General features: G+C 38.4%; 19 protein-coding genes, 1 pseudogene and 1 riboswitch. Of the genes and pseudogenes, 5 read left to right on the top strand and 15 right to left on the bottom strand.

The window, feature by feature from the left end; genetic code table 11:
- Positions 1 to 19: 19 nt before the first annotated feature.
- A complete protein-coding gene (locus F0161_RS07300; protein ID WP_225423094.1) occupies positions 20 to 955 on the top strand; it encodes an ion transporter in 936 nt (311 codons plus the stop codon).
- Between the two features lie 4 nt (positions 956 to 959).
- Here the strand turns inward: F0161_RS07300 and F0161_RS07305 are convergent, their stop codons facing one another.
- The 5 genes from F0161_RS07305 to F0161_RS07325 form a co-directional block, all read right to left on the bottom strand.
- The gene (locus F0161_RS07305) at positions 960 to 1,706 is read right to left on the bottom strand and encodes a 3-oxoacyl-ACP reductase (RefSeq protein WP_137602423.1); all 747 of its coding nucleotides are present in this window, start codon (positions 1,704 to 1,706) and stop codon (positions 960 to 962) included.
- A 2-nt stretch (positions 1,707 to 1,708) separates the two neighbouring features.
- Positions 1,709 to 1,933 (bottom strand): DUF2829 domain-containing protein, encoded by a 225-nt coding sequence (locus F0161_RS07310; RefSeq protein ID WP_137602424.1) that lies wholly within the window; start codon positions 1,931 to 1,933, stop codon positions 1,709 to 1,711.
- Positions 1,934 to 1,949: 16 nt separating this feature from the next.
- Positions 1,950 to 2,441, bottom strand: a complete 492-nt coding sequence (locus F0161_RS07315; RefSeq protein WP_150204199.1) for a QueT transporter family protein — start codon at positions 2,439 to 2,441, stop codon at positions 1,950 to 1,952.
- Between the two features lie 6 nt (positions 2,442 to 2,447).
- Positions 2,448 to 2,494: riboswitch (PreQ1 riboswitch) on the bottom strand.
- 650 nt (positions 2,495 to 3,144) lie between these two features.
- The gene (locus tag F0161_RS07320; protein WP_150204200.1) at positions 3,145 to 4,308 is read right to left on the bottom strand and encodes an IS256 family transposase; all 1,164 of its coding nucleotides are present in this window, start codon (positions 4,306 to 4,308) and stop codon (positions 3,145 to 3,147) included.
- A gap of 232 nt (positions 4,309 to 4,540) precedes the next feature.
- Entirely contained in the window at positions 4,541 to 4,894 is a 354-nt protein-coding gene (locus tag F0161_RS07325; RefSeq protein WP_150204201.1) for an iron chaperone, read from the bottom strand.
- Positions 4,895 to 4,983: 89 nt separating this feature from the next.
- Here F0161_RS07325 and F0161_RS07330 point away from each other — a divergent pair, with 89 nt between their 5' ends.
- On the top strand, positions 4,984 to 5,565 hold the full coding sequence (locus F0161_RS07330; RefSeq protein WP_318635329.1) for an LOG family protein: 582 nt from the start codon (positions 4,984 to 4,986) through the stop codon (positions 5,563 to 5,565).
- A 36-nt stretch (positions 5,566 to 5,601) separates the two neighbouring features.
- Positions 5,602 to 6,777 (top strand): putative hydroxymethylpyrimidine transporter CytX, encoded by a 1,176-nt coding sequence (gene cytX, locus F0161_RS07335; protein WP_150204202.1) that lies wholly within the window; start codon positions 5,602 to 5,604, stop codon positions 6,775 to 6,777.
- Positions 6,778 to 6,872: 95 nt separating this feature from the next.
- On the opposite strand, the gene F0161_RS07340 is transcribed toward cytX, so the two are convergent.
- Complete coding sequence (locus F0161_RS07340) at positions 6,873 to 7,514, bottom strand: DUF308 domain-containing protein (protein ID WP_137602428.1); 642 nt, start codon at positions 7,512 to 7,514, stop codon at positions 6,873 to 6,875.
- 98 nt (positions 7,515 to 7,612) lie between these two features.
- Between F0161_RS07340 and F0161_RS07345 the strand changes: the two genes are divergently transcribed.
- Entirely contained in the window at positions 7,613 to 8,059 is a 447-nt protein-coding gene (locus F0161_RS07345; protein ID WP_150204203.1) for a nucleoside 2-deoxyribosyltransferase, read from the top strand.
- 53 nt (positions 8,060 to 8,112) lie between these two features.
- On the opposite strand, the gene F0161_RS07350 is transcribed toward F0161_RS07345, so the two are convergent.
- From F0161_RS07350 to rnz, 4 genes are all read right to left on the bottom strand, one after another.
- Entirely contained in the window at positions 8,113 to 8,640 is a 528-nt protein-coding gene (locus tag F0161_RS07350) for an adenine phosphoribosyltransferase (RefSeq protein WP_137602430.1), read from the bottom strand.
- A 13-nt stretch (positions 8,641 to 8,653) separates the two neighbouring features.
- Positions 8,654 to 10,972, bottom strand: coding sequence for a single-stranded-DNA-specific exonuclease RecJ (gene recJ, locus F0161_RS07355; RefSeq protein WP_150204204.1), 2,319 nt, complete (start codon positions 10,970 to 10,972; stop codon positions 8,654 to 8,656).
- Between the two features lie 192 nt (positions 10,973 to 11,164).
- Entirely contained in the window at positions 11,165 to 11,986 is an 822-nt protein-coding gene (locus tag F0161_RS07360) for an SDR family NAD(P)-dependent oxidoreductase (RefSeq protein ID WP_137602432.1), read from the bottom strand.
- Positions 11,987 to 12,008: 22 nt separating this feature from the next.
- Entirely contained in the window at positions 12,009 to 12,938 is a 930-nt protein-coding gene (rnz, locus tag F0161_RS07365) for a ribonuclease Z (RefSeq protein WP_150204205.1), read from the bottom strand.
- A 107-nt stretch (positions 12,939 to 13,045) separates the two neighbouring features.
- Here rnz and F0161_RS07370 point away from each other — a divergent pair, with 107 nt between their 5' ends.
- A complete protein-coding gene (locus F0161_RS07370; protein WP_137602434.1) occupies positions 13,046 to 13,324 on the top strand; it encodes a hypothetical protein in 279 nt (92 codons plus the stop codon).
- Between the two features lie 20 nt (positions 13,325 to 13,344).
- Here the strand turns inward: F0161_RS07370 and obgE are convergent, their stop codons facing one another.
- The 5 genes and pseudogenes from obgE to F0161_RS07390 all read right to left on the bottom strand — a co-directional run bounded on the left by obgE (position 13,345) and on the right by F0161_RS07390 (position 19,270).
- Positions 13,345 to 14,646 (bottom strand): GTPase ObgE, encoded by a 1,302-nt coding sequence (gene obgE, locus F0161_RS07375; protein ID WP_150204206.1) that lies wholly within the window; start codon positions 14,644 to 14,646, stop codon positions 13,345 to 13,347.
- 106 nt (positions 14,647 to 14,752) lie between these two features.
- A complete protein-coding gene (gene uvrC / locus F0161_RS07380; protein ID WP_150204207.1) occupies positions 14,753 to 16,561 on the bottom strand; it encodes an excinuclease ABC subunit UvrC in 1,809 nt (602 codons plus the stop codon).
- A gap of 135 nt (positions 16,562 to 16,696) precedes the next feature.
- Complete coding sequence (locus tag F0161_RS11595; protein WP_225423096.1) at positions 16,697 to 17,086, bottom strand: hypothetical protein; 390 nt, start codon at positions 17,084 to 17,086, stop codon at positions 16,697 to 16,699.
- A 114-nt stretch (positions 17,087 to 17,200) separates the two neighbouring features.
- Positions 17,201 to 18,499, bottom strand: a complete 1,299-nt coding sequence (locus tag F0161_RS07385) for an FtsX-like permease family protein (protein ID WP_225423098.1) — start codon at positions 18,497 to 18,499, stop codon at positions 17,201 to 17,203.
- A gap of 12 nt (positions 18,500 to 18,511) precedes the next feature.
- Positions 18,512 to 19,270, bottom strand: a pseudogene (locus F0161_RS07390) (ABC transporter ATP-binding protein).
- Between the last annotated feature and the right edge of the window lie 35 nt (positions 19,271 to 19,305).

Consider the following 19,305-nt stretch of genomic DNA (forward strand, 5'->3'; position numbering starts at 1 on the left):
GACATCGGAGGAACTATTCATGAAATACACACCACAACAATTAATTAATAACCCATTTCTAAACAAAGGCACTGCCTTTACAAAAGAAGAACGTCAAAAATATAACTTAAATGGTATCTTGCCTCCAGCCATTCAAACTTTAGACCAACAGGTTTCTCAAACTTATGCGCAACTATCATCGAAAGCAACTGATTTGGACAAGCGGATGTTCTTAATGAACCTATTTAATGAAAACCATGTTTTATACTACAAATTATTCTCTGAACATATCTATGAATTTATGCCAATTGTTTATGATCCAACAATTGACTGGGGTATCTTAATTTTATTTGCCATTGATTACTTCGTCCGCCTATTTTTAGCTACCAATAAACGTAAATTCTTTCGGGAAAATATTTTTGATTTATTAGCCATTATTCCTTTTGATGCCTTCTTCTCACTCTTCCGACTCAGTCGAGTCATGCGTGTGACACACATTCTCAGAGCGATGAAATTACTGAGACTATTACGAGTAATTGGACTAACCGGTAAGATGCAAAAAAACTTTAGCAAATTTTTTAATGCTCATGGACTAATTTATATTTTCTATTCATCACTAGCAATTGTGTTCTTCGCAGCCGTTTTGTATGCGGTGGCTGAAAATGCATCCCTCGTAGACTCTCTGTGGTGGGCCATCGTAACTGTGACCACCGTCGGCTATGGTGATATCTCACCTCATACCGGTGTTGGTCGGCTGGCCGCAATTTTACTGATGTCATTAGGGATTGGTTTTATTGGGGTGCTAACGAGTTCTATTACCAGTTATTTTGCCGAAGAAACTGATCAAAAAGACATGGATGAACTGATGACCGAATTAGAAACCATCCGTAAAGAAAACTCCGAAATTAAGCAAGAATTAACTAAATTAAATCAACATTTAGATGCACAAAAAAATGCTAATCACAAAGACGATTAGCATTTTATTTTGCGGTCCAACCTCCATCGATTGGCACCACGGTTCCATGAACATAATCAGATACATTACTCAGCAAATATAAACTAAGGTTGGCAACTTCTTCTGGTTGCGCCCAACGTTTGGCAGGTGTTTCAGCAGCTACTTGCTTTGCCATCGCCCCATCACCAGCAAAATCAGCAGCATTCATTGGGGTATCTATCGCACCCGGAGCAATACAATTAGCCCGAATTCCCTGTGCCGCAAAATCATAATCAAGTTGCTTGGTGTAGCCAATAATAGCGTGTTTCGACGCGGTATACGCAGCACCGCCACCACCTGCCACCATGCCAGCAATTGATGTCATGTTTAAAATAACCCCATGGGTTTGTTGCAGCATCACCGGCAGAATCTGATTCACCATTAAAAATTGCGATTTTAAATTAGTATTCATAATTTTGTCCCATAGTTCACTAGTTGTTTCCAACGTAGTGACATAATTGTCCAAAATCCCCGCAGTATTCAATAACAAATCGCAACCAGCTAATCTAGCTAATTCATCTGTTGCGGCACGCTTAACTTCAGTTTCAACCGATAAGTCCGCTTTGATTATTGACACTAACTCAGACTTTAATTGTAAAAGTTCTGGGGTGATGTCGATGTCAATTGCACAAACCATCGCACCTTGACTAAGCAAAGCCTTAACTTGTGCTAAGCCAATGCCAGATCCCGCTCCGGTGACAATCGCTTTTTTACCTTTCAAATCTTCAAACATATTTATTCAACTACTTTCCAATCACTCGCTAAAATATCGCAAACTGTTGGTTGGAACATTGATAAGCTAGGTGTTTCTTTGGTTTTAATTAAAAAATATGGATCTACTGCTTCACCATTTTCTAATGGTTGTTGAACTTCATAAATATATAGTTCTGACCCAGTCCAACTGTCACGAATTACTTTTTGACCAGCTTTTATTTGGGGTAGTATTTCTTCAAATGTCATATTTATTCCTCATTAATTATTTACTTAAATCTATCCGTCTGGATAGTGCGGTAAAAATAACCATTCCGACCAACAATGAAATGAGTTCTCCAGATGCAACCGTTAAATATGTTGGCCAAAATGGTAAGTGACTAACAATATTTAATTCAAGCGCAACGCTCCATGAAAAGATCGTGCAGACAACTGTGCTGACAGTCATTTTATAAATTGGATTTTGGATATGCTTAGCAATCCAATAACTAATCGAAGTCATCACTAAAGTACCTAACGCCCCAAAGATTACATCCACGATGCCTAGTGGCGAGGTAATGTTAGCAATCGCACAACCGACGGTGAGTGCCGCAATATAGCGTTTATTAAAAACTGTTAGATGATTAAACCCTTCAGCCAATCTCAATTGAACTGCTCCATAACTTAACGGTGCTATGCCCATTGTCACCGCTACATACAAAGCTGCGACAATGCCAATTTTAGCAATCTCTGTCGACTTACTTTGAGCCTTTTCCATATTTAATTCCCCCTAGTTTTTTATATGGTGGGATGGTTACGAACCACCAACGATTTTTCTTCGTAAGTACAAAAGTACCGTAGATAGTATAGCAAGAATTCGGCTTAAATAACAGAGTTCAATAAATATCGACAATAATTCACATTAATTTTCCATATGATTATCATCTTTTCATGGATTATTAATGTATTTATTTATAAAAAAATTTTGCAGTTGATAAATCAGTTTAGTATGTTTTTTTAATCCAGTCAATATCACACTCAAATTCCCGATTGATTGGCTTATAAATAAGGACGGCGTTACCGCGCTTTTGTTTGCGTTTTCTTAAATTATCAACCTATCACAAAAATTATTTAATTAATTATTTAATGGGACTGTTAACGTACTCTACAGATTTATGCGTTTAACTAATCTTTATCAAGATATTAATAAATCTGCATATTTTCAATTTTCATTTAACTGTTTTAATAATCAAAAACGGTAATATTTAGCCCTACTGATGGTATACTGTTACTAAGGTTACAACCGATATGAAAGTCTTATTTGCGAAACCATTTTTTTATTATGTAACAAAGTGGTTCAGATTTTCTTCAAAAAATAAAAAATATTGAATGCTTGATTTTTCGTTTCACAACACTTTTATCGGTAGCGTCAAGAATCTTGTGTAAATGAAATGCCTTCGTACATATAATATGTATCTAACTTAAATAAATGATGCTTCCAAGGTGTCCTGGAGTCCTTTGAACCCTCGGTGGATCCGCTTCAGAGACTTCTCGTTATAAACATTAAACTGAGAAACCAGGAAGCAATCCAGTGAATCTTCCGTTGGAAATTGTTCTTTGTGGTGGGTGGTGCGCTTGAGATGCTTATTAAAGTTCTCAATCAGGTTAGTGGAGTATAGTGATTGCCGGATAGCTGGTGGAAAGTCCATGAAAGTGAGTAAATTCGGCATTTTAAGCAGATCTTTGATTAATTTGGGATAGGTCTGATGCCGGTTGTTGGCGAACTCATTCAGTTTCAGTTCGGCTGCTTCACGGTTGGCGGCCCGATGAACTTGTTTAAAGTCACTGATCACGGCCTTGCGGTCTTTTACGCGAACTTTGTTCATCAGATTCCGCCCAACATGAACCAGGCAACGTTGTCGTTTGGCTTTAGGGAAATGCCGATTCAAGCCTTCATCCAAACCAACTAACCCATCGGCCACAAACAACAGCACATCTTTAACGCCCTGCTTGATCAAGGTTCCCAGCAGTTCAGTCCAGATTCCAGTCGATTCCGTTGGCGCCACTTGGTAGTTCAGCACTTCTTTCGTACCATCTGGACGAATGCCAATCGCAATATGAACGGCTTCTTTTTGAACGGTATCCCGCTTTAACGGCAAGTAAGTGGCATCTAAGAAGATGGCCGCATATTGTGAAGCCAGTCGACGTTGCTGGAAAGCTTGAACCTGTTCATTGACGGCTTTAGTCATGTTGGAAACCGTGGCTTTGGAGTAGTGAGCACCGTACATTTTCTCAATAAGTTCGGCAATTTCAGCAGTGGTAATTCCCTTGGTATACAACTGAATGACCGTTGTTTCTAAATTATCACTGTGCCGACCGTAGGCTGGCAAGGTATGATTTTCAAACCGGCCATTGCGATCTCTAGGAATGGTTAAGTTAAGTTGGCCGTACTTCGTATCAAACGAGCACTCATAACTACCGTTGCGGTTATTACCAGTGTTAATCCCAGCGTATGAGTAGCGTTCGTAACCCAAAAACTCTGCCAATTCGGTTTGAAGCAGCTGGTTAATCGCAATTTTGAGGTGGTGACGAAAAACTTCGTCCAAATCTTGCTTTTGGGCTAGTGCAGCGATAATTTCTGTGATTACTAAATATCATAAGGGAAGGCATTCCCTATTTCTATACAATTCAGAAATCTTTTATGCATTTACACAAGATATTTTACGCACTCTTAAAGTGTAACACTAGGTATAAACTAGTGTCTTTTTTTACGGATTTTTAGAATGTACATAAAAAAGCGTAGAGGTTGTTAACCTTCCACGCTAAAAAGTATAGAGCCTAAAAAAGGAACGATCATACAAACATGTATGATTGTTCCTATTTATTTTGAATCTGATTAACTCGATATTCGATAATTTCTCGTATCATCCCCGCTGGTAACGGTAAATTATAAGGAATTTTGATAGTCCCCTTAGTGGTCTCAAAATTAGTCAATTCATTTTTAAAATGTTCGATGGGCTCTGCAGTTGGATAAAAGCCCAAGTGCCCTTTGGCCGGTGCAAAATAAGCAATGACTTTACCATCTATTTTGATGGCTGGCATATTGTATGAAATAGTTTCAGTGCCATCTGGTGCTGCATCTTGAAATAACTCACGCATGATTTGTGACACTTCTTTTTCCATTTCAGGTAAATCGTCAAGGTATTCATCGATTGTTTCATATTTTTTCATATAAATTCTCCACTCATCTATCTTGATTATCTATTCATGGTTATTATACACTGAACACATTAACAAATACATTTGATTGGTCGTGAATTATGAACACTATTAATAATATTGCCATTTATTGTGGCGCATCTGAAGGAAATAATCTTAAATTTAAAGAAACTACTATGCAAGTTGGGCAATGGCTGGCTGATCAAGGTATCGGTTTGGTATATGGCGGCGGTGGAGTTGGCTTAATGGGTATTTTAGCCCAAGCCACCTTAGACGCTGGCGGTTCGGTGCATGGAATTATGCCTGAAGAGTTGTTTAAACGCGAAGTTGCCTATAAAGGATTAACTGAACTTGAAATTGTCGATAATATGTCCATTAGAAAGGCCCGTATGCTTGAATCTGCTGATGGATGCATAACTTTACCCGGTGGTCCTGGAACGCTAGAGGAAGCTTCTGAAGCCTTTTCTTGGGCAGTGATTGGCGATAATTCAACTCCTGTTACTTTTCTGAACGTGAATCACTATTACGATTCACTAATAAACATGTTTGATGAGATGACAATCAACGGCTTTTTGGCAGAAACAGACCGCAACAAACTATTTTTCTCAGATTCATTGGACGAAATTTATGCTTTTATGGTCAGTTATACCCCACCAGCTGTTCGAACGTATCATCGGGATTAAAACTAAGTAATACTATTATTTTTGGAGGACGTTTCATTGGAACAAACTAAATCAAGAGGATTATTTTTATTGTGGCTGGGTGCAGCCATTTCAATTGCTGAAATTGTCACGGGTACATTGATAGCACCATTAGGCATCGGGCTTGGATTAACCGCCATTATCATTGGTCACTTAATTGGCTGCTTTATTTTTCTACTACCCGCCGCTTACATCTCTGCAAAACAAAGTAAATCTGCTATTCAGGTCGCAGATATTGCCTTTGGTAAAATTGGTATCCTGATATTTTCATTTTTAAATGCACTCCAGTTACTAGGCTGGACTGCGGTCATGATAGTCAATGCACAACTTTCTGTAAATGGCATTACCAAGCATCTATTTGGTTTTCATTCCGTTGCACTTGTCTCAATTGTCATCGCTGCCTTAATTATTATTTGGTTGCTATTCAATCATGATTGGCTATTTAGAATTAACAATATCGTCGTTATTTTATTAGCTATTGGATCCTTACTAATAATTTGGGCAATCTTTGACGCCGGTCAGCTAGTTGCTACACCCTCATCCGCATCGATGACTTTTGGGAGTGCTATCGAACTAAATGTCACCATGGCACTTTCCTGGTTACCACTAATTGGTGATTACACCCAACAATCTAAACGCCCGTTCCTAGACAGTTTTGTCAGTTCGGCTGGTTATTTTATTGGTAGTTGTATTATGTTTATAATCGGCTTGGTCACAGTCATTGTCACCGGTGAATCTGACTTTGCCACCGTGCTAGCACACTCGAATTTAGGTATCTTAGCGTTGCTCATCATTGTTTTCTCGACGGTTACGACAACTTTCATGGACGCTTATTCTGCGGCTACTAACATTAAAAATATTTTTCCTAACTTCAAAACTAATCTAACTGCAATCATTATTACCTTGATTGGTTTACTAATTGCCATCTTCATTTCAATGACTTATTATCAAAATTTCTTGTACACGATTGGTGCGGTGTTCGCCCCACTATTTGCGATTATCTTTGCTACCTTCTTCTTAGTCAAAAGAAAATTACCAATTTGGATCAGTTTTGTTTGGTGGATTATCGGTTTCATGTTGTATTCATATGTTCAAAAATTAGATTTAATTCTGGGAACCACCTTACCACTTTTAATCATTATGTGCTTAGGTTATTACCTAACTAGTTTGTTAGTCAAAAAGAGCCGAGATTAAAAGTTTGTTTTACATCACCAACTAAATAAGGATTCAGAAAAGTAAATTTTACTTTCTGAATCCTTATTTATTTTGGCCATTTTTTAGCCTAGTGATTATTGATTAGCAATATCATAAGTGGTCTTTCCATCCTTAGCGGTAAACATCGGCTCAGTACTTGCCGGTTTGGTAACCGTCAAAGAATATCCTGCACCCATGGCTGATTTCAATTGCTTAGATATTTTTACAATGCTGCCTGTTAAAGTACTCCAACCAGCAGCATCTGCCTGTGTAGGATCTTGAACGATATAATTTAAGCTTTTAACAGTATTATCATCTGTTGGTGTAATAAAATAGGTTTTGCTATCTTCATCATATGTCACTGAACCAAATGATTTAAAATTCTTTTTTAATTGGGTTAACACATTTTTTTGGGCAGTGGCTGCAGTTTGTTCGGAAGTTTGGCCGGTTAAACCAGCTTTTCCAGTTGCTGCAATTGAAGCTGCAGCAGAACTATTTGAAGAGGTATTTTGACTTTTGGCAGCAGAACTAGCTGCTGATTTTGCTGCAGAACCAGCTGTTTGTTCTTGACCGGTCCATTTTGGCCACATCCCCCAAACACCAACGCCAACAATTACAATGCTTAAAACAGTCATAAACGTTGCCCACATCCAAGTACCATATTGTTGAATTGAATTAACTAGATAAAAAATACTCATAATTAACATCAATCCACCAATTATTACAAATAAAATCATTTTTAAATCCCCCTAGATATTTTTTTATTAAACTCCTAATTGTGTACTGCTCTTGATTTCGCTACAATAGAATTATCTTATTTTAAAGGAGCGTCCTTATGAAAAATATTTACCTTGCAGGTCCATTTTTTAGTGATGAACAAATTGATCGAGTATCGAAAGTTGAAAGTGCTCTACGTGAAAATCCAACGGTGAATCAATTTTTTAGTCCAAGACTATCTGACGAGAATGATGATAACATTAATGATGGCTCTCCACAATGGGCCAAAGGTGTTTTCAACCATGATGTGGAAGAAATTGACCGTGCCGATGTCATTGTCGCCGTTACAGATTTCATCCATGAAAATGTTGATAGTGGAACCGCATTTGAAATTGGCTATGCCTATCATGCCAACAAACCACTCATCTTATTACAAGAATTAGACGAAAACCTGAACTTAATGGTTAGCCAAGCTGGACATTATTACACCAAATCAATCGAAGAACTTAAAACCTACAACTTCGATGAACTACCTGCCAACAAATTCACTGGTAAATCATTCTAATTTATTCGATAAAAGCATTTGCAACCGCAAATGCTTTTTTAGTTTTCAATAAATTATTCGCCGCTATATTCTAGCAAAGCTAACATATCGTAGTCTTTAATTTTTTCTCGACCCTTTAAATCAGTCAACTCAATAATAAAAGCAGTTCCTACGACAATTCCACCAAGTTCTTCAACCATTTTAATTGTAGCTGAAATTGTTCCACCAGTCGCAAGCAAATCATCCGTGACTAATACACGTTGACCTGGTTTGATGGCATCCTTTTGAAGTTGCAATTCGGCCGTACCGTATTCCAAAGCATAAGTTGCACTGACCGTTTCACGAGGTAATTTCCCCTTTTTACGAGCTGGCGCAAATCCAATACCCAATTCATATGCAACTGGGCAGCCGACGATGAACCCTCGTGCCTCAGGTCCAACAATCATTTCAACTTGCTTGTCCCGTGCAAATTTTGCAATTGCATTGGTGGCTTGTTGATAAGCTTCACCACTTGCCATTAATGGTGAGATATCTCGAAAGATAATCCCTGGTTCCGGATAATCTGGAATACTTGCGATGTAGTCTTTTAAATCTAATGCCATTTCATATTCTCCCTTAGTGCTTTTGGACAGCTGAAATGATTAATTTTCTTAAATCTGTCGAGTCACTATATATTAATTCACGTTCAGTTTCCATTTGGATTTGTCGTTGCTTAAATCGATTTGTTTCTTCGAGCGCAACAGTTTGTGGGTTATCAACCCGATTGAGCAAACCATCTTCTATTTTAACAAAATCGGCTTCAGAAAACACCTGTATCATGAAAATTAACTTATCTTGATTGATCTTCAAATAATCACTAAGTAATTTCAACTGTGCTTTCAAGTTTACATTTTGATGCGATTGCACAAATTTGAACAGTTTGCCGAACTCTTCTCGGGTTGGCATGCCACTGAGGTACACGCTATGCTTTTCATAAAACAGCACTCGAATAATTGATGGTGCATTGGTGATTTCCAATACATGTTTCATATCCGCAATATTGACCGGGCAATCAACAATCGTCAAAGTTTCAATTTGAATTTCACTAGTAATTTCATCCGCAAAAATGATTGATTTAGCATCAATATAATTTGTTAGTTGCGCAGCTAAATCATGATTAAAAAATAAATACTGACCAGAGAATTCAAACAATTCTTCCGATAGATGATTAGTTCGTTGATCAATGACTTGAGTCCCACTCACTAATAAATCCTTGACCATCAATTGAACACTTTTGTTGCCGCGCCATTCATTTTCATCTAACGTGCCCGCAATAGATATTTTATCCTTGCTGGCCGTGATTTGATCAACTAAATCACCACGATTAAATGCCACTGCGTTTACCTTGCTGTTGTCACCGACCATTTCAAATTTCAAATGGGCATTTGTTTTGCCCATCGATTTAGCATTGTCAATAGCAGTGTCTTCTAGCATGACCACTGGACGTTGATTATTCGTTCCAAATGGTGCTAGCTGTTCAATTTGGTAAAACAATTCCAAATTTAAATCATCTGGGGTAACATTAGCTGCTACTTTCAAAACCCGTTTGGGTTGGCCAGCTAAATTGGCTTCATCCGCCGCTTTTTCTAAGGCAATCTGTAAATTATCTAGCTCAGTATCTTTAAGTGAAATACCGACCGCCATTTGATGACCACCAAACGAAGTTGTAATATCACGAACGACATTAATACTTGAAAATAAGTCAAAACCTTCTATGCTTCTTCCAGAACCCTTAGCAATGTTAGTTTCTTCATCTATATTGAGTACTAAAGTTGGTTTATTGGTACTTTCCACAATTCGGCTGGCCACAATACCAAGAACGCCTTCGTGCCACCCTTGACCTGCAATCACCAAAGTTTGGTGATCAAGGTTGTAATCTGCAGTAGCCATTTCAAGTGCTTCTTTAGTAATATCAGCAACAATTTTTTGCCGCTGTTGATTCAATTGATCAACCATTGCCGCTAATTCAACGGCTCGATCATCATCTAACGTTGTGAGTAACTCTACGCCCAAGTTAGCATCGTCCATTCGTCCTAATGCATTCAGTCTTGGCGCAATTGCAAAACCAATATTGGTTTCATTTAAATTTTGTTCATTCACGCCGGCTAATTTAACCAACTCATGAAGACCAGGACGCATCCCCTGTTGTAGTTGTTTGAGACCATACGTAATTAAGATACGATTTTCATCCGTTACTGAGACTAAATCAGCAATTTCACCAATCGCAACGAGATCTAGTAATTCACTCGGAAATTCTTCAAGCAATGCCCAAGCAACTTTAAAAGCCACTCCAACGCCAGATAAATCGCCAAATGGATAATCAGTTCCAGGAAAACGTGGATGAACAATTGCAAACGCGTCAGGTAATACTTCAGGTAGCTCATGATGATCTGTGACAACCACATCAACACCACGTTCATTAGCAAACCGAATTGCCTCGTTTCCTGAAACTCCATTATCAACCGTGACAAATAACTGAGTGCCACTATCGATTAATCGGCCAAACGAATCCACATTGGGACCGTAACCATCAGTAAAACGATTTGGAACATAGTAACTTACGTTTGCTCCAACGGTCATCAAAGCCTCATACATGACTGAAGTACTCGTAATCCCGTCAGCATCATAATCACCATAAATGGTAATTTTGTCACCATTTTCAATTGATTGACGAATTCGTTCAACTGCTTTATCAATATCATGCAATGCATCTGGTAAATAGATGTCATCAATTTGCGGATTTAAAAATTTTTCAACTGTTTCACTTGAGGTATATCCTCGATTTACTAAGATATTACTAATGGTGGGTGTGAGTTTAAACTGGTCTTGCAGTTTCTTTGCCACATCCGGTTCAGAAACCTCAGGTAATTTCCAATTAAATTGCGATTCTAACACTAAATTTCCCACCATTCTTATTTATGTATTGGAGCTTCGATTGAAACTCCGATTGTTCCCGATTCACTCAGCTCTACTTTTTTATCGGCTTCCTGAATCAACAATCTCCGTCTAGCTTGAATACTTATGGCTCCTTGAGCCATTTCATATCCTTTGCTAGTACTCAATTGTTCCCGATTCACTCAGCTCTACTTATTTATAGTCAAAGAACTTTTTAATTGCCCAATCACCAAGACCAGGTACAATATGATATCCCCAAATAGCAAAGTTAAAGTACCATGGAATATTAATTTCACGAACTGGATAACCAATGCTACCCCAAATCCGTTTGGCAATTGTGGTTGAGTCTAACACCATGCCACTTGGCAAATGGCTAAGGTAGCCACCAGAAGAATCAGCTTTGTCGAAAAACTTAGTTTCCACTGGGCCAGGATTAACAGTCAGGACTTGGATACCGTAATCAGCAACTTCCATCCGGAGAATATTACTAAAACTGATTACACCTGCTTTAGTTGCCGAATAAACACTACTATTCGGAGTTGGAATTTTGCCTGCAATTGAACCAATGTTAACAATCGCGCCAAATCCTTGACTCAACATTTGTCGTGCTGCTTGTCGGCTTAAATACATCAAGGCCAATAGATTCAACTGCACCATTTTTTGCATTCGTTTTCTGGACTCTTCAATTATCGGTGACATATCACCAAAGCCAGCGGCATTGACCAAAATATCAACACTACCGACTTCACGTTTGATTCGAGCTAACACATCATCAATTTGATCTGGATCCGTTAAATCTGCATTGAAGGCAAACGCAGGACGACCAGATAAAATTAAACATTTTCTAGAAACATATTCCAACTTACGTAAATTACGAGCCACTACGACGACAATTGCACCACGTTTAGCTGCCTCATAGGCGGTTGATTCACCAATACCACTTGAACCACCAGTAATTAATACGATTTTATTTTTCAAGGAACGCAATGCTTTTAGCTGATATAACGTTAACATGATTCGTCACCTCTATTAGAATTTATCCTTTAAATGGAATTTCAAAAATATCAAAATCATTAACAACACGGGTATCTGCAAAAATGTCTCGAACTTGATAAGCTAATTCATACGCATCCTTGCCAATATATCTTGCAGAAATATGAGTCAATAACAACTTGTGTGCCCCAGCTTTTTTCGCTTCTTCTGCGGCTTGCACACTAGTTGCATGGTAATGATTTCTGGCAAGTTTAGACTCACCTTTCCCATACGTACTTTCATGCACTAAAACATCCGCATCTTTGCCTAGAACAACACTGGCTTCTGTCTTTCGAGAGTCACCTAATATAGTTACAATTCTACCCTTTTGTGGGCGTCCTATAAAGTCATTTCCATCTAGAATTTGGCCATCTGGTAATTCCACAGTTTTACCCGCTTTTAATTGGCCATACAATGGGCCTGAAGGAATGCCAGCCGCCCGTAATTTATCGACTAACAATTCACCTGGATGGTCTTTTTCAGTGATTCGATATCCAAAACATTCAATCTTATGGTCTAAATGATCACACTCAACTTTGAATGTATCATCTTCAAAAACAATGCCCGGATCTGAAATTTCCACAAAGTTTAATGGATAACTTAGTTTTGATTCACTAATGGATAAACTAGTTTTCACATATTTTTGAATCCCCGTTGGTCCATAAATAGTGAGTGGTTCATCCCCACCTTGAAACGAACGTGAACTCAACAGCCCTTGTAAACCAAAAATATGATCACCATGCAGATGAGTAATAAAGATTTTTTCTATTTTTCGTGGACGAATTGTGGTATTTAAAATTTGATGTTGTGTGGCTTCACCAACGTCAAATAACCACACCGAGTTTCTTTCTTCTAGTAAGCGTAAAGCTATGCTAGTCACATTTCGTTGCTTGCTGGGAGACCCGGCACCGGTACCTAAAAATTCAATTTGCATAATTTATTGACTACTTTCTATACACATTTTATTGTGCTATTACGAATACATCACTATAATAATTTTAGCATAGTTTATGCAATCAAAAACACTAACTGGAGGAACTTATGCGATTAATTGACTTCAACACATCAACAGCCGACCTATCCGGTTCGCACATTATTTATGTCGAAATAAATCACCAAAGCCATCCAATTAGTGAATTAAATTTAGGTCCAACGGGCCAAATTATTTTGATTACAAATCTCAAATTGAAACCACTCACCTTGAATCAATTTCAAGCGCGGGTTTCACAATTAAATCCAGACGAACATTTTTACTATCAAGACACAGATACCCGTTTATTTGGATATCGATTAGACCACAATAATATTTTATTAGGCTAATTCGATACTAAGTACACAGATTATTCTACGAAATCAAAAGTAAATTTCCGAATTTGAACGGTGTCGCCAGTTTCTGCCCCGGCCGAACGTAATGCTTCGTCAACACCCATTGAACGCAGTTGACGAGCAAACCGCATTGCGCTTTCTTCATGATCTAAATCAGTCATGTCAAATAAGCGTTCTATCTTATTACCAGTCAAAATCCAGACACCATATTCATCTTGATTGATTTCAAATGGTGCTTCATCTTCTTCAAATTTGTAGAGCTCAGAAACTGTTTCATCTGCATCATCTTTCATCAAGAAGGATGGAGTTTCATCTAATAACTTAGCCGTTGCTTGTAACAATTCAGCGACTCCTTGATGGGTAATCGCAGAAATTGGGAACAGGACAGGTTTGACTTCAAGCGAATCATCTGCTGCCAATTGTTGCTTAAAGATTGCCAAATTATCAGCTGAGTTAGGTAAGTCCATTTTTGTGGCTACCACAATTTGTGGACGTTTCAACAATTCGGGATCATAACTCGCTAATTCAGCATTAATTGCTTTAAAACGTGTAATCGCCTGGTCTTCATCTTCATTACTCATATCAACCATGTGCAAAATTACTCGCGTACGTTCTATGTGACGTAGGAATTGTAAACCAAGTCCAACACCCTTTGAAGCGCCAGCAATTAATCCAGGCAAGTCAGCCATGGCAAAGTCACGACCGTCATCTAGTTTAACCATCCCCAGGTTTGGAACCAACGTGGTAAATTCATATTCCGCAATCTTAGGCTTTGCACCCGTGACCACTGACAGAAATGTTGATTTGCCAACTGATGGAAAACCAACCAACCCAACATCAGCCAGCATTTTCAATTCAAGTTCTATTTCTAACTTTTCTCCAGGTTCACCATTTTCAGCAATTTCTGGCGCTGGATTTTTAGGACTGGCAAAGCGAATATTACCACGACCACCACGACCACCAGCAGCAACGACTAATTCATCGCCTGCATCGACTAAATCGCCCATGATGATACCAGTAGCCGTGTTTCGAACCGTAGTTCCTTGAGGTACAGAGATCACTGTATCTTCGGCACTACGACCAGTCATTTGCTTAATCATACCTTTACCACCATCCGTGGCTTTAAAAATATGATGATATCGGAAGTCCATTAAGGTTCTTAACCCTTCATCGACCCGCAGGACAATACTGCCCCCACGTCCACCATCGCCACCGGCTGGGCCACCGTTTGGGACGTACTTTTCGCGACGAAATGCAACCATTCCATCGCCACCCTTACCGGCCCGTACTTCAATTTTTATTTGATCTACAAACATTTATTTTCTCCGTTCAAATTTATCATAAGCTACTAGTATAGGTGATTTTCAAGTGATAGTCAAAGTATGTCAGCAACGTTAACTAACTGGCTTGCGTAGTCTTCACCTAATCATGACTACTGCCCTTGGCCACTTCTGCATTTTTTTGTAAAGAGACCTTAATTAGTTGGGCGGTGTTTTGTGGAATGCCTAACGCCCGCAGTTCATCAATTGACGCTGCCGCAATTTTACTAATTGATCCCATTTCTTTTAACAATTTATTTCTTGTGCGTGGTCCAACTCCAGCGATTTCATCCAGTCGTGAACTGAGTGAATGCTTATTATGCACTTTACGATGGAACGTAATTGCAAAGCGATGCACCTCGTCTTGAATTCGTTGCACTAAATAAAATCCCTGACTTTTAGGGTCCAAATTAATATGTTCATCATTATCACCAAACAATAAATCTGCCGTTTTATGATGATCATTTTTAACCATTCCCACGACCGGAATTTCAAGTCCAAGCTCATTTTCAAGCACATCCTTAGCCGCATTCATCTGAATCTCTCCACCATCCATAAAAATCATATCTGGCATAGCTTCATGTTCTTTCAATAAGCGGGTATAGCGCCGACGAATGACTTCTCTTGTGCTGGCAGCTTCATCCGCATGATCGACCGTTTCCAACTTATACTTTCGGTATAGATTTTTATTTGGATGGCCATCCGTAAAGACGACCAATGCTGAAACTAAATCTGAGCCCTGAATGTGAGAGTGATCAAACGCTTCAATTTTATGACCTAATGGTAATCCTAAAGCATCTGCAATCTCTTGCATTGCTCCTACTGACTTTCGTTCGTCTAATTCCAACAATCGGAATTTTTCTTCCAGTACAAGCCGAGCATTTTTCTCGGCCAGTTCGAGCAATTCTCGTTTTTCACCACGTTGCGGCGTTCGAACCGGTACGCCTAAAATTTCGCTAATTTCGTCCGCTTGAATCCCTTTTGGTACCAAAATTTCTTTAGGTAACACATTGTTCTTTCGATTATAAAACTGCATGATAAACGTCGTCATTTCTTCTTCAGCCGTATCAATGATTGGAAATAATCGTTTTTCACGTTTCATTAAACGGGTTTGTCGAATAAAGAAGACCTGAATCGATAACCAACCTTTATCCATATAGAAATTAAATAAATCTCGTGGCGTTTTATCGTTAGAAATGATTTTTTGCTTTTCAACGGTTACATCAATATAGTGCAATTGATCGCGTAAGTCACCAGCGCGTTCATATTCCATCGTTTCGGCAGCTTGTTTCATTTCCGCGTTTAATTTTTGTTTGACCTTGGTAGTATTCCCACTTAAAAATGACTTAATCCGTTTGATTTGTGAATCATACTTTTCAACGGTGACCTCTTGAAAACATGCACCCAAACATTGACCCATATGATAGTACAAGCAAGGACGTCCTTGATAACCATTACAGCGTCTTAATGGATACACTTTTTGAATGAAATGAATCGTCTCTTCGGCCGCATAAACATTTGGATATGGTCCGAAATAATAGGCACCATCTTTTTTAACTTCACCGGTAATTTTGATTTGTGGGTCCCGTTCTTTGGTGATTTTAATGTAAGGATAACCCGTGCCACGCTTTAAGCGGATATTGTAATAAGGTTGATGTTTTTGAATTAACGTAATTTCTAATAAAAATGATTCTTTATTAGTCGAGGTCACGATAGTTTCAAAGTCAGCAATCTCGCTGACTAATCGTGCAGTTTTACCTTCATGGGCACTTTTAAAGTATGAACGCACTCGATTACGTAAATTTTTTGCTTTTCCAACATAAATAATCTGGCTGTTTACATTTTTCATCATGTAACACCCAGGTTCTGCTGGTAACAATGCTAATTTATGTTCTAAATATTCACTGGCCATAGGCTCGACCTCCGTTTCAGATAACTTGTTAAATTATAGGCTATTAAAGTACTTTTGGCAAAAAAATGAACTTTATTTCGACAAAAAAACATTGAACTGTTTTTAACACCAGTTCAATGTTTTTTATTTTATCAACTAGTCGGTCATAACAATTTTTTCGTACAACCACACTGTAATTACATAGTAGATCAGATAGATGACGATAAACGCCACAAATGGGATTAGGATTCCATTGTATGGATCAATCAACAATACTTTGAACAGCTGCAGTCCAAACAAGACGTGAACGACACCCAAGACCGCTGGTAATCCAAACAGTACAGCTAATTCGCTTCGAATTGATTTTTTCAATAATGATGGACGAACGCCCATTCTATTAAGCATATGGTAACGTCCCTTGTCATAATCAGCACCTGCTAAAATTTTGAACATCAAGGTACTTGCTAGCATCGCTAAGAATGCTAAGCCCAAGAAGTAACCCATAAAGGCGAGCCCACCGAAGAGTCCAAGATACAATTGATACATTGTGTACTTGCTGCTCAAACGTCCGCTGTTTGAGAATAACTCATTCTCATAGTTTTGAATTTTCTTTGCAACTGTCAGATTAGCCTCAAAATCTTTGAGTCGATACGTAGTCAGTTATTGCGTTGCACCACTCATCTGATTCAATTCAGCCTGCGTCACAAATTTCATTTGATGATTAGCAGTATCATTTTTGACATTAGTTAATCTAATTACTTCATATGAGTAAGATTCTGGCTTTTCACTCAACGTTGCAGGCGTAATCTTTTCATATTTGTTTATCGCCATACCCTTACTATCCCGCTTCGGATAAAGCATTGGTGATTTATCAAATTCAGAGCCAATAAAGTAAACAGTGTTACCTTCCACCTTATATTCATAGGTCGCACTACTTTTAACTCCAGTCAACTGATCGGTTAATTGGTTCATTTTTTGATTGTGCGTATGAGTGACAACATCATATGTTGCAGAACGACTGGTAATTTCAGGAATTTGGTTTTTGAAATTCATCCCCACCGTAATCGCCCCTAAAGCTAAGGCAAACAAAATTGAGAAGACAGATAAAATCATAGTGTATGAATGGACTCGGAAACTTAATTGTGACAGGGTAAAATTCCGTAAGCCTTTATTGGCAAACTTAACGTTACGTTTGACCAAGTTGATGACCACAATCACCACGGCGTTAAACAGTAAATAACTGCCTATGACGATGGTCACAAGCGCAATCGAAATCGACAGTAACTGTAACGTTTCAATCGCAGCCATGGCCCAATAGCCCACCTCTAAAGAGATGAGACCCACGATTGTTTGAAGTAGCTGAACTCCCCATTTAGCCTTGTTACGGGTTGGGGTTTGGTTTGAATGTAATAATTCTAAGATCGGCGTTTGACGCATTTTAGATGCGTTAACTAACGCAGCCAAGAAGAAAATCACAATGAAGAAAATCAACGTATCAATGATGGCTGGAAAATAAAAGGCACTGAAGTTTCCAGCAGAGACACCAATCATTTTAATCAATGCATTCCCGACACCAGCCGTTAATCCAACTCCAACTACCGCTCCGATGACAGTTGCGACGACCCCAATGATGAGAGTTTCAACAAAGATTAATTGGCTAATTTTAGAACTTTTAGCGCCTAACATCATAAATGTGGCATAATCCCGTTTGCGCATCGACAATAAAAATGTATTGGCATACGACACATATACGAAGGTAATCACCATCAATAAGATGGCACCAAACATAAAGACAATTTTGGCATTTGCACCTGCAGCATTATTGGTAATAAAAGATTTGTTTGTAGCTAACGCCATAAACATATAAAAAATTGCACTACTGATAATCAAGCCAGAAAACAGAACAATATAATCACGTAATCGATTTTTAATTCCGGCTAGGGCAAGTTTATTTAACATTAATCCTGCCTCCTAATCTTGAAAAGTGCCAAGTTCATCAAGGATTTCTTTATAGAAATCTTGTTGTGACTTGTCACCACGAACGAGTTCAGTACCAATTTGACCATCTTTAATAAACAAAATGCGTTTCGCATAGCTAGCCGAATATGGATCATGAGTTACCAGTAAAATTGATACGGCGTGTTGTTCATTTAAATCACGCATTGTATCTAATAATTCTGTGGCACTTTGTGAATCCAAAGCTCCAGTTGGTTCATCACCAAACAAAATTGCTGGATTGTGTACCAAAACTCTAGCAGCCGCAATTCGTTGCTTTTGCCCACCACTGACTTCGGTTGGATATGAATCCAAAATTTGTTCAATTCCCAAAGTAGCAGCAATTTCTTCAACTTTTGAATTAATTTGTTTTGGTGAAACACTTTGTAATGATAATGGTAATGCGATATTTTCACGTGCGGTCAAACTTTCCAACAAGTTAAAATCTTGGAAAATAAAGCCAATTTGACTGGCACGAAAATCAGCAAGTTGATTGCCCTTTAATTACGTCACACCACTACCATTAATCAGAACAGAACCACTGGTTGGTTGATCAAGCGTGCTTAAAATATTCAATAAGGTGGTTTTACCGGATCCACTGGCTCCCATAATCCCAACAAATTCACCAGATTCAACTTCAAAGCTAACGCCTTTCAAAGCTTGATACTGTTTCTCGTTTTTCTTACCATACGTTTTGGTAACATCTTGCACTTCAACAACATTTGATTTGTCCATGTTTTTCATCCCCGTTTTTTAATAGTATATTTAAT

It is taken from the genome of Paucilactobacillus nenjiangensis (assembly GCF_008632615.1).
GTDB classification, from domain to species: domain Bacteria; phylum Bacillota; class Bacilli; order Lactobacillales; family Lactobacillaceae; genus Paucilactobacillus; species Paucilactobacillus nenjiangensis.

Coding starts and splice junctions, on each gene's coding strand:
- F0161_RS07325 (WP_150204201.1), bottom strand. CDS start 4,894: ATGAAAAAATATGAAACAATCGATGAATACCTTGACGATTTACCTGAA.
- F0161_RS11595 (WP_225423096.1), bottom strand. CDS start 17,086: ATGTATCAATTGTATCTTGGACTCTTCGGTGGGCTCGCCTTTATGGGT.
- obgE (WP_150204206.1), bottom strand. CDS start 14,646: ATGTTTGTAGATCAAATAAAAATTGAAGTACGGGCCGGTAAGGGTGGC.
- F0161_RS07350 (WP_137602430.1), bottom strand. CDS start 8,640: ATGGCATTAGATTTAAAAGACTACATCGCAAGTATTCCAGATTATCCG.
- rnz (WP_150204205.1), bottom strand. CDS start 12,938: ATGCAAATTGAATTTTTAGGTACCGGTGCCGGGTCTCCCAGCAAGCAA.
- F0161_RS07305 (WP_137602423.1), bottom strand. CDS start 1,706: ATGTTTGAAGATTTGAAAGGTAAAAAAGCGATTGTCACCGGAGCGGGA.
- F0161_RS07360 (WP_137602432.1), bottom strand. CDS start 11,986: ATGTTAACGTTATATCAGCTAAAAGCATTGCGTTCCTTGAAAAATAAA.
- F0161_RS07345 (WP_150204203.1), top strand. CDS start 7,613: ATGAAAAATATTTACCTTGCAGGTCCATTTTTTAGTGATGAACAAATT.
- F0161_RS07315 (WP_150204199.1), bottom strand. CDS start 2,441: ATGGAAAAGGCTCAAAGTAAGTCGACAGAGATTGCTAAAATTGGCATT.
- F0161_RS07310 (WP_137602424.1), bottom strand. CDS start 1,933: ATGACATTTGAAGAAATACTACCCCAAATAAAAGCTGGTCAAAAAGTA.
- F0161_RS07370 (WP_137602434.1), top strand. CDS start 13,046: ATGCGATTAATTGACTTCAACACATCAACAGCCGACCTATCCGGTTCG.
- F0161_RS07340 (WP_137602428.1), bottom strand. CDS start 7,514: ATGATTTTATTTGTAATAATTGGTGGATTGATGTTAATTATGAGTATT.
- F0161_RS07385 (WP_225423098.1), bottom strand. CDS start 18,499: ATGTTAAATAAACTTGCCCTAGCCGGAATTAAAAATCGATTACGTGAT.
- F0161_RS07300 (WP_225423094.1), top strand. CDS start 20: ATGAAATACACACCACAACAATTAATTAATAACCCATTTCTAAACAAA.
- F0161_RS07330 (WP_318635329.1), top strand. CDS start 4,984: ATGAACACTATTAATAATATTGCCATTTATTGTGGCGCATCTGAAGGA.
- uvrC (WP_150204207.1), bottom strand. CDS start 16,561: ATGGCCAGTGAATATTTAGAACATAAATTAGCATTGTTACCAGCAGAA.